The 2,590-nt window shown below is 76.3% G+C and carries 3 protein-coding genes; all 3 read right to left on the reverse strand.

Going from position 1 to position 2,590, the window contains the following annotated elements; all coding sequences use genetic code 11:
- The coding region (locus GTW08_RS31505; protein ID WP_237453562.1) for a hypothetical protein at positions 1–237 on the reverse strand (237 nt) is incomplete at its 3' end.
- A 210-nt stretch (positions 238–447) separates the two neighbouring features.
- On the reverse strand, positions 448–2,148 hold the full coding sequence (locus GTW08_RS05400; protein WP_073576505.1) for a class I adenylate-forming enzyme family protein: 1,701 nt from the start codon (positions 2,146–2,148) through the stop codon (positions 448–450).
- Positions 2,149–2,331: 183 nt separating this feature from the next.
- Positions 2,332–2,590, reverse strand: a 259-nt coding sequence (locus GTW08_RS05405; RefSeq protein WP_237453563.1) for a helix-turn-helix domain-containing protein, incomplete at its 5' end; no start/stop codon positions are given.

Here is a 2,590-nt window from a genome sequence, read left to right on the forward strand (position 1 = left end):
CGACCCCGGCGACGCCGGTCGCGGTGCGGGGATGCCCGGCGTCAGCGGCGAGGTCGACCGCGGACGCTCCCGGCGGGGCGCCGGCAGGTCGACGTGGTCCTCGCGACGGCGGTGCCGCCCCTCGACCCGGTCCGCACGACCGGTCCCACCGGCCCGCGGTGCGGGGACCGACGGGGAGAGGGGGACGGCGCCCAGGGGGCGGCGCGGGCTGGGGATGTGGACGGCGGGCGCGGACATGACGATCACCACGATCTCGGGGGAGTCGATACGGGGTTCTTCGGGATCCGGTGCGCGCCGCCGGCTCCTGCTTCCACCCGTCTGTCGTGTCGTACGACCAGCCTGTTATCCGGTCATCCCCTACGCCAACCGTCGGAGTGACTACTCCACCCATCGGACGTACCTGCCCACCCGTGCAGGCCCCTCTTCCTCACCAGGAGTGACTGTTCGTCACTCCTTCGCCACGTCCGGGGACAGGGTCGGCAGCTGCTCGCGGAGGTCCCGCTTGAGCACCTTCCCCGCCGCCGAGACCGGGATCGCCCCGACCAGGTGCACCTCCCGCAGCCGCTGGTAGGGCAGCAGGCGCTCGTTCAGGCCGTCGACGGCGGCGCGGACCGCGGCCCCGTCGGCGCCGGTCGCGGTGGTCAGGAACGCGACCGGGTGCTCGCCGTCGACCCCCACCGGGCGCCCGACGACGGCCGCACCGGTCACGCCCGGCAGCGCCAGCAGCCGCTCCTCCAGGTCGCGCGGGTACACGTTGTAGCCCTTGTGGAGCAGCATGTCCTTGAGCCGGTCCACGATGCGCAGGTAGCCGTCGCCGTCGAGGACGCCGACGTCGCCGGTGTGCAGCCACCCGTCGCCGTCGAAGGCGGCCGCGGTCTCGGCCGGGCGCCGGTGGTAGCCGCCGGTGACCTGCGGCCCGCGGATCCACACCTCGCCCTCGGCGCCGGCGTCGAGCTCCTCGCCGTCCGGTCCGGAGATGCGGATCTCGGTGCCCGCGATCGGCAACCCGACGGTGCCCGGGCGCCGGTCCGCGGACCGGGCCGCGGGGCCGAGGGTGGCGGCCATCGTGACCTCGGTCAGGCCGTAGCCCTCGGAGATGACCAGGTCCTCGCCGAACCAGTCGCGCAGCGCCCGGATGATCTCGACCGGCAGCGGTGCCGCGCCCGAGGTCAGCGACCGCACCGAGGACAGGTCCCCGGCGGCCTCGCGGTGGGCGAGCAGCGCCGCGTACACCGGTGGCGCGCCGGACAGCGAGGTCACGGCGAACCGGGTGGCGTCGGCCAGATAGGCGCGCGGGTCGAAGCGGGCGTGCACGATCGTCGTCGTCCCGGTGAGCAACGGGACGTTGAGCCCGCCGATCGTGCCCATGGCGTGGAACCAGGGGGCGATCCCGATCGCCCGCCCGGTGCCGATCGGGGTCGGGAACTCCGTCGCCGGACCGGGATCGGCCAGGACGACGCCGGGCCCGTGCGCGGTGGCGGTCACGTCCGGCCGGGCGCCGGTGCCCCAGCAGGCGGCCTGCAGCGCGTTGGTGAGCACGTGCCGGTGGGTGACCCGCACGCCCTTGGACCGGCCGGTGGTGCCGCCGGTGTAGGCCAGGTGGGCGAGGTCGCGGTCCGGGTCCACCTCCAGGTCGGTGCCCGGCGGGGTGGCCGGCCTGCCGTCGAGGTGCGCCCGGAGCCCGGTCACCTCCGGGGGCAGCTGCTCCGGGTCGCCGTGGGCGCCGGTGACGAGCACGCGCTTCAGCGACGTCGCCGGCCGCGCGGCGAGCACCGCGGGCAGCGCCGCCTCCCAGCTGACGACGACGGCCGCCCCCGCGTCCGCGAGCTGCGCGCCCAGGTCGTCCGGGGCGAGCAGCGGGTTCGCCGGGGTGACGGTCGCCCCGGCCAGCAGCGTCCCCCAGTAACCGATCGCGTACTGCGGGCAGTTCGGCAGGTGCAGTGCGACGACGTCGCCGCGGCCGACCCCGTCGGCGTGCAGCGCGTGCGCGAACGCCGAGGCGCGGGCCAGCAGCCCGTGGAAGGTGACCTCGTGCCCGGCCTGGTGCAGGACCGTCGCGTCGCCGAACCGGTCGGCCGCGCCGCGGAGCGTCGCGGAGGCGGGCAGGGCGGGCACGTCCAGGTCCGGGGCGGGCGAACGGGCGATCATGCGGTCACCCCCGCCCCGCTGCCGGTCCGGGACGACGGGACGAGCCCGTGGACGACCATGCGACCTCCATCGGTCTGCCGGTGACGTGCGGCACGACCGACCCTAGGCACGGCGGGTGGCACACGTCACGGCCCGCACGGGCCCGGTCCGGTCCGGAGGGGACAGACCGGCGTGCCCCGGTCCTCAGTCGCGGGGGGTGAGCAGACCCCGGGAGTGCGCGAGGGCGACCGCCTCGGCACGGCCGGAGGCGCCGAGCTTCGCCATCGCCCGGGACAGGTGCACGCTCACGGTCTTCTCGGAGATGAACAGCCGCTCGCCGACGGCCCGGTTGGTCAGCCCGTGCGCGACCAGCTCCAGCACCGCGTGCTCGCGCGGGGTGAGCGGGGAACCACCGGCGCCCGACGGCGGTGCGGGCCGGGGACCGCCGTCGCCGGCCCGCAGC

This window comes from Pseudonocardia sp. SID8383 (genome assembly GCF_009864975.1).
Lineage (GTDB): Bacteria > Actinomycetota > Actinomycetes > Mycobacteriales > Pseudonocardiaceae > Pseudonocardia > Pseudonocardia alni.

Bases quoted from the DNA above. Each gene is read 5' to 3' on its own strand.
- GTW08_RS05400 (WP_073576505.1), bottom strand. From the start codon at position 2,148: ATGATCGCCCGTTCGCCCGCCCCGGACCTGGACGTGCCCGCCCTGCCC.